The 8,168-nt window shown below is 55.4% G+C and carries 5 protein-coding genes; 2 read left to right on the top strand and 3 right to left on the bottom strand.

All coding sequences use genetic code 11. The features are described from left to right. A partial coding sequence (locus E8A46_RS20280; RefSeq protein ID WP_363252184.1) for a 3'-5' exonuclease occupies positions 1-736 on the top strand: 736 nt, incomplete at its 5' end. Between the two features lie 748 nt (positions 737-1,484). Here E8A46_RS20280 and E8A46_RS20275 read toward each other — a convergent pair. The 3 genes from E8A46_RS20275 to E8A46_RS20265 all read right to left on the bottom strand — a co-directional run bounded on the left by E8A46_RS20275 (position 1,485) and on the right by E8A46_RS20265 (position 6,950). After that, positions 1,485-2,789, bottom strand: coding sequence for an HlyD family type I secretion periplasmic adaptor subunit (locus tag E8A46_RS20275; protein ID WP_291565033.1), 1,305 nt, complete (start codon positions 2,787-2,789; stop codon positions 1,485-1,487). Between the two features lie 148 nt (positions 2,790-2,937). Beyond that, positions 2,938-5,196, bottom strand: a complete 2,259-nt coding sequence (locus E8A46_RS20270) for an ATP-binding cassette domain-containing protein (RefSeq protein WP_291565030.1) — start codon at positions 5,194-5,196, stop codon at positions 2,938-2,940. Next, positions 5,193-6,950, bottom strand: coding sequence for an ABC transporter transmembrane domain-containing protein (locus tag E8A46_RS20265; protein WP_291565036.1), 1,758 nt, complete (start codon positions 6,948-6,950; stop codon positions 5,193-5,195). The genes E8A46_RS20270 and E8A46_RS20265 overlap by 4 nt, the downstream gene beginning before the upstream one ends. A 241-nt stretch (positions 6,951-7,191) precedes the next feature. Here E8A46_RS20265 and E8A46_RS20260 point away from each other — a divergent pair. Next, positions 7,192-8,168, top strand: a 977-nt coding sequence (locus E8A46_RS20260; protein WP_291565027.1) for a putative Ig domain-containing protein, incomplete at its 3' end; no start/stop codon positions are given.

Raw genomic sequence — 8,168 nt, 5'->3', positions numbered from 1 at the left:
ACTGCCCTTTCGACAGCATTTTTCGACGCCGACAGAGCTCACCAAAGTCGGAATTTTATTCGACGTGGAAACAACCGGATTAGATACCGCCTCGGACGAGGTGGTTGAACTGGGGATGGTGAAGTTTTCCTATCATCCCGACGGTACCGTTGCGGCTGTGCTCGATACGTTTAGTTCTTTCAACGAGCCGAGCAGAACGATTCCCGAAGAAGCAATAAAGCTTCACGGCATTACCAACGAAATGGCAGCCGGCCATAAAATCGATGGCGATGCCGTCACCGCTTTCGTTTCCGATGCAGCTGTTATCATCGCCCATAACGCAGGCTTTGACCGCAAATTTGCCGAAAGGTATTGGCCGGTCTTTGCGGTCAAGGCTTGGGCCTGCTCGGTGAACCAAATCGAATGGCGGGCCCACGGATTTGAAGGATCAAGGCTTGGCTATTTGCTAGGCGGCATCGGGATGTTTCATAGATCACATCGTGCGGTTGACGACTGCCATGCGTTGTTGGAAATTCTGGCGCACACCATTCCTGATGTCGATCGTACCGCATTATCGTTGCTGCTTGAGAACGCCCGCCGAAAAACGATTCGGATCTGGGCTGAACAAGCCCCGTTCGACCTCAAGGACGAGCTCAAAAAACGCGGCTATCGCTGGAGCCCTGGTGATGAGGGCCGCCCCAAAGCTTGGTATATCGACGTCGATGAAGCCAACCGGGACGATGAGATCGCTATTTGAGGAAGTCCATTTATCTTCGGGACGTTGACCTGTTCGCGCAGACCCTGTCCGCGTTCGATCGATTTTCGGTCCGAATTTAGCGGATAGGTGAGCTCGCACTCTCCTCAAACGTGGCGAGGCGTTGAATTCATAAACCATCAACCGCGGTCAGCTTTGGTTTACCAGACCGCTTAAGCTTTCGCGTCCGAGAGCATGCCATGGTGGCTGCAGATCGGGGACAAACCTCGACAGGGAAAAGCGTCAGGGTCAGGCTGCAACGCAGCCTGACCCGCCATCTCCGGGGAATGCAATGGCTGCGAAGACGACGCCCCGAAGGGCAAAACGCAAGAAATCAAAGGCGAGCCCGCCTCTATTCGCTTCCACATCGACGCGATCGATGGTCACACAAAACCTGATCAATATGGTCGTCGTCACGGCTGTCTCGGGTACGGTGCTGCTTGGGCTTCTGGCCGCCAAGCATTTTTGAGACCGATAACGTTCGCGTATGAGGCGTTATGAAACGCGCAAAGCGCGTCCCGCCAAGAGGTCTCTAATCGGGACTAACGACGTCCTGCTGCAGCAGCATCCACGGATCAGGACTAAACTCGCTTGCGGCCTCGGATCCTTATCAATCATCGCCCGAAGGGGCAGCCTCCACTCCGCAGCCGCGAACGGCAAGAACGAGCCTCCCAGCGTTTCCCAGCGGCCAAACACCGCCAGTGTCAGATCGGCCTCGGCATCATTCCGCCTTCAAAGTTCATCGCATGCCCTATCGCTCGGTAAATGCCACGTCTAGCGAGTTGAACACCGGTTTGAACATATATCGAATGATTGACTTTGAGCCGGTCTGAATGTGCGCTTGAAGAACCATTCCTGGCGTAATTGGATAGTCGGTGGTGCCGGAGCGAACATGGTCCTGCAGAAGTCGTATCGTAGCTTTGTAGTAGGGCTCGGCAATATTGTGATTTTGGCCCGGAGGACTTTGCTGAGAGGGTTGGGGTGAAAATGTTGTAGCCGACAGATATTCAACCTTGCCCCGAACGGGACCGAAGATCGTGCTGTCATAGGTCAAGAGCCGAATCTCGGCATCCGCATCCGCGCGTATGTGGCCGGAATCCTTCGGATCGATGTGCACCTCGGCGACTAACTCACGTTCTGTTGGTACTATCCGGGCCACGAGGTCGCCAGGTCGAACGACCTCTCCGATCGATTTCGGCGCGAGCTCTTGTACGATCCCATCGGAAGGGGCTCGAACCAACAGGCGGTCGGAGCGGTCCGCAAGCTTGACCAACTGCTGTTCGGTTTCTGCCAGATCAGTGGCGGCCTTAACCCTCTCCTCGCTTAACTTTTGCTGCGCCTTGGCGTCGGCTTCCCACAAGCTGCTTTCGGCCTCTATCAAGGCTTCTTTCGCGGTATCGAGCCTCCCCTGGAGAGTGAGCCGTTCACCATCGCTGCGTTGATAGGCGGATTTCGCTTCCAGCCAACTCTTTCGTGATCCAGTGCCCAAGCTTTTTAGGCTATCCTGCATCTCGACCAATTCACGCTGGACCTCCACCTGCGCGCTCGCAGATTCCAAACCAGATGTCAGCGTAGCAATTTCGCCGCGCTTCTGTGCGACTTTGGCGGCCAATGTTGCCTTTTCCTGTCGCCTCTGGATAATTGCGCTGACATAAAGCTTTTCTTGCTCTGTAGCTAAATCTGGGAATTTCTTGGCCAAGTCGTCAAAGTCCGGCGTCTCATCGCGGCTCTGTGCCTCGAGGCGGATAAGCTGAAGCTTCAAAGCAGCGCGTCGGGCTTCATATTGGTTTCGTTCACCGATCGATGACTCCGGGCGCAGCCGAATAAGTGGCTGCTGGGCCGTTACCTTCGAACCCTCCTTGACAAGAATCTCGGCGACGATTCCACCCTCAAGATGCTGGACCGTTTGAACTTGACCGCGTGGCACGATTTGACCCTGCGCGATAGTAACTTCCCGAACCCGCGTCATGGACGCCCAAACGATCGTAGCAATGACGAAGCCGGAGATGGTAATTAGGGTCGCGACCAACACACGGGGCGGCCGACCGTCTTCCAACACGAGTGGCTGGGTAAGACGTCGCGCAACTTCTGTCCGCCGGGCAAGTATTGGAACCAAGGTGTTCAAGCCTCAAAATGGCCGATACAAGACACGCAAATTATAGATAGCTCGCATTAATAAAATGTGCCGCTGGATTTAGAAATAATTAGGCTGCCGCGGATATGCGCTCCAAGACCCTATCCGGCGGCCCATCCAATAATACTTGTCCGTCCTTCAGTAAGATCACGCGGTCGGCCAGTCGCATATGGCTCGGCCGGAATGTCGTAAATAGGACCGTCGCGCGGCCCTTCAGCGCCGCAAGCTTCTTAAGCAAGTGCAATTCTGACGCCGTGTCGAGAGAGGCCGCGGGATTGTCTAGCAAATAAATGGGCGCGTTCTTAATAAAACAGCGTGCCAATGCTAATCGTTGTTTCAACGCATCCGAGAAATTCTCAAGGTCTGCAGCCGTGAGCCGGCGCTCGATGCCCTCGCCCATCAACTGTTCTTCGCTATCTAATCCCATGTCCTCTAGAGCCCGCATAATCTCTGCATCACTCGCATCCGGCCGGGAGAGCCGAATATTCTGCGCCAAAGTGCCATAAAAGAAATTCGTCGTTTCGGGCAAAAATGCTATCTGAGAGCGCCATTCGGTCGGATCAATTTGCCGCAAATCCATATCGTCGACCAATACAGCGCCAAGGCTAGGCGGATAAAGGCCGCCCAAAAGTCTCAGCAGTGTTGTTTTGCCAACCCCGCTTGGGCCTGTGATCGCAATCATCTCGCCTGGCTTGATCTCGAGTTGGACACCACGGAGTACGGCCTCCTGGCGTTGCCCGTAGCGAAACGCAAGGCGCTGCACAGATATCTTCCCACTAAATTGCCGGAAAAAAGAACGCGGCGCCCGCACATCTCGTTCACTCCGTATCTTCATGAGCCGGTCAATTTGCTTAAAGGTCTGAAATGCTTGTTCTAGCCGAGGCATGGAAAGGTAGGTCGATTGAAGCGGCGACAACACTCGCCACACGAGAGCCATAGTGCCAATCAGCGCGCCTGACGTCATCGAGCCCTTGCTCACGCTTAGCGCACCAAGGCCAAGCGTCGCGATACCAGCAATGCTGACCAGCAACTCCCCAATATTTTGCACTGTGTTATTGAATCGATGTGCCCGATGGCTCTGGTCTGAAATCAGTTCAGCCAGGTCCCGGTGCCGCCCGATCCAAATGTGTTCGGCGCTCAGCGAACGAATCGCGCGGCGCTTGGTGAAGATCTCGCGAAGCAGGATGTTGCGACGCTGCTTGGCGGAACTGATCGCTCTAACATAATTGCGTGTTACCGGAATTGTTATTGCGGAGAGCACAACATAAACCGCGATGAGTGACACCGGCACCCAGACAAGATTTCCACCCCATATCGCGATCGCAGTGAGAAAAATGAAAATGAATGGAATATCGACAACCGATGAAGCCAAGGTTCCCGTGAAGACATCTCGCATACTCTCAAACTGCTTCAGCCGCGAGATTTGAGTACCGACGGGAGCGGCTTCGACCATTGAAATCGGCATGTTGAGGATCACCTCGAATGCCTTCATGCCGATGAGAGCATCAATCCTGGCACCAAAATATGCCATCGCTCGCGCGCGAACGCTGCGCAATGCCAGATTCGTGGTGATTACGATGCCGGCGCCTGCCGCCAGCATAATCACCGTATTTATCGATTTCGTGCCGATTCCCAAATCATACACGCAAATGACAAAGATCGGGAGTGCAAGTGCTGCGAGATTTCCCAACAGACTAAACCCAAGGGTCGCTACGATTGTCGGCTTGAATTGTCTAATGGCAGAAAATAGCCAGGACGCCCCTGGTTCAACGGCTTCGGTCTTAACTGACTGGTCCCAGACAAAGTAAGCCCAGCCACCTTGTCGCGCTGGTTCGACTCTTTTCCAGGACGCGGACTTGCCGTCGAACGCAAGAAGGGTTCCGTCGGGCTCCCGGTCTACGATGAGCGTGATGTCAGTACCGTCGCGCGTGAATAAGCACGGTATGGATTGGGACGTTATCCTTGATTGCTTTAGGAGTTTTCGGGTTGTCCCGTAACCCAACAGAGAAAGGACGCGACGCAGCGCCTCGACATTATCGATGCGATCGAAATGCGGCAGGGCTTCCTGAATCAGACGTCCTTCGCCGGCCCAGCCAAACAACGCGAGCGTTGGGGCAAGACAGGCCTCCGCGGCGGTTTCAGGACGAACGATCCTATTGATTGTGGCGATGAGAGATTCTTGTGGGGAGGACGATAAGTCATCTGAAACACTGGCGAACTCGGCGGCAATTCGCGCCAGGTTTGCGTGAACCGGATTTTCTATCGGCTCTGACGCAGGGATTTGGCTTGCGTCGACGAGGTGCGATCCTGGGTCACTAAACGTCGTCACGTCGCGACCTTCCGCGAATTGCTCAAGGAGGAGACAGACCAACCTGCACAACCGTCTTCAAGAGCAATTTGATGGTCGCACAGAGCTAACAGCGACGGACGGTGCGTCACAACAAGTACGGTTAAGTTGCCACGGAGAACATTCAGCGCCTTAATCAAAGCGGGCTCGGCAATCGCATCCAACATCATATTTGCCTCATCGAGCGCAAGCACGCGCGGACGATTTGTCAGCGCGCGGACGATGTTCACCTGCTGCGCGATCGACATCGGCAGATCGTCACCGATGCCCTCTCCAAGCTTCGTCTCGTACCCATCCGGGAGTAGATTGATGGTTGCTTCGAGTCCCAGGAGTTGCGCCATCTTGCGCGCGAAATCGCGCTTCTCCGGACCGAACATGGTGAGATTTTCCATGATCGTGCCGGAAAATATGGCAGGCACCGCTCCGACATAGGCGATGTGTCGGCGTATCGTCGCAAATTGCGGGGCTAATGTTGATACGCCGTCGACCGTTACGCGACCGGAAGTTGGTTGAATCTCCCCCTGCATCAACTTCAGCAGCGTCGTTCGCCCCGAACTTTCCGTTCCCTTCAAACCTATCATTGCGCCGGCTTCGATCGAGATATCGCGGACTGCTAAGGTATGATTGAGATCGGTTGGATGTCGATAAGCGACGTTTTCAAATCGTATATTGCCCTTCACGGACGTATGAATTCCGACGGGAGCCTCGGCTGGTGGCAAATCGAGAAGCGATTTAACTTCGGCTCGGCGATGATCCACGGTTTCCTTCTCGGTCCAGAGAGAAATCGCCCGTAGCAGAGGCTGCAGAATTTGACCCGATAGCATCGTGCAAGCCGCGAGAGCTCCCATTGTGAGCTGGTCGTTGATGACTTGGGAGCCCCCTATCGTCACCACGACCAATTGCGAGACGCTCCCGAAAAGCAGTGCGGCGGTTTGATTCGCTTGCCCGGTCGAGATGGAAGACATCGTCGTTTTCGCCACCGCTTCCTGCAGCCGCTCAAAGCGGCGCTGCATCTGCGGCTCCATCGCCATAACCTTGACCGTGTGAATCCCGGTCAATACCTCGGCGATAAAGTCATATTTTCGATTATCCTGCGTGGTGCGCGCATCGAGTATTCTTCGGAATTCGCGAGCGCGACCTATGGCGAGCGCAGCAAACCCGAAAAACAGACTTGCAGGCACGAGCACCATTGCGCCGCCAACGATCGCCATTACCAAGAGGGCAATTCCCACAAATGGCAGATCGATTAAGACCAACCGTGCCTGGCCGCTGTGATAGTCAGCCAGTGCTGCTGCCGCGCCATAGCGGTTCACGTGCACCGCAGCAGGTTCGCGCTCAAACCCTCCATTGGGCGCGCGGAGAAAACGGGCGACTCCTTCGTTTTCCACGTTTCGGGCGAAGCGCGTCGCCTGCCAGGACAAAAGAGCCGATCTTAACGTTTTTAAAACGAAGTCAATAACCAGCGCTATCGCCAGACCAAAGAAGAGCCATGCAAGCGTCGAGAACGAACGGTTTGGAATAACGCGATCGTATACTTGCATGATCGAAAGCGGGAGCGACAAGGCCAGGAGATTAATGACGAAGGAGGCAAAATAGACCGCCGCTGGAACGGTTGGCTCGCGAACGGGGGATCCGCCTAACGATACAAAGCTGACCGGGCTGTTACGCGCCGCGCGAGCCGGCCGGCGGCTCAAAAGCCGCGGCTTTACTTCCGCGATGAGACGCTCAAGGAACACAACCAATACGCCATTAAATTAAAAACACCCTAACCATTGACGCGATTTGCTTAGCGTCACGTTAAGGTAATCTTGGATTTCGCACAGCGCAGGCGCTTGGGCGAAAAGACCTTCCCAAATCATTAAAGCCAGACCCCGGGCTACCCTGGATCGATTGGCACGGATTTAATCAATTGCCAGTAGGTTAGCTGAAAGCGTTTTTTAATCGTTCATTCGGACGAACTGCCTTTGCAGGTGATTCATGCCCAACAATAGCATTTTAGATGATTTGCTGGTCCGCCCGGACAAGAACGTTCGGAAAGCAGAGGGCGTGGTCGAATCCACCCGCAGCAACCAAGGGGATGAAAGCGGATATGACCTAACGAATCCGAACCTTCACCATGGCGCAGATGCCAAGTATGCACCGACCCTGCAACTCGCAAGTAAATCTGGATCTATCGCGGCTCCTGCCGAAGAAGCCTTCCATGTAGGCCGGGCGATCGGCGAGAACTCCCATCTTGCCATCGTCGATAGCGGCCCGATCGTAACTACCATCGCTGATCAGAGCGCCATAGAAGGCCACACCTTCTCGCTCAATGTCTCAAGCCACTTCCAAGCCCCCGCCGCCGGCGATGCCCTGACCTTCACTGCCAGGCTGCCGACCGGCCTTAGCCTCGATGCCCATACCGGTATCATCTCTGGAACCCCGACCGACGGCTACTTCGGCAACAACCCGATCACGGTGACGGCGACCGACACTCACGGTCAGGCCACCAGCGAGAGCTTCTATCTTGCCGTCGGCGACGGCGGTCCGACCGCTGTCGCTATGGCGGACCAAAGCGCCCATGAGGGCCACAGCTTCTCGCTTAACGTTTCCAATTACTTCGCTGCTGCGGCGGGCGATACCCTGACCTTCTCAGCGAAGCTGCCCGCTGGTCTCAGCATCGATGCCCATACCGGTGTCATCTCGGGTACTCCGACCGACAGCGATTTCGGCGATAACCCCATCACCGTGACGGCGACCGACGCTCGCGGACTGTCGATCAGCGAAAGCTTCCATCTCGACGTCAGCGACAGTGGCCCGACCGCTACCGCCATCGCTAACCAAAGTGATTTTGAAGGCCAAGCCTTCGCGCTCAATGTCTCCAGTCACTTTGCCGCTCCTGCCGCCGGCGATGCTCTGACCTTCTCGGCCAAGCTACCGACCGGCCTCAGCATCAATGCCCATACCGGCGTCAT

It is taken from the genome of Bradyrhizobium sp., from assembly GCF_004799445.1.
Classification (GTDB): domain Bacteria; phylum Pseudomonadota; class Alphaproteobacteria; order Rhizobiales; family Xanthobacteraceae; genus Bradyrhizobium.
Note: the sequence above shows the minus strand (reverse complement) of the source record. Positions and strands in the feature narration are given on the sequence as shown.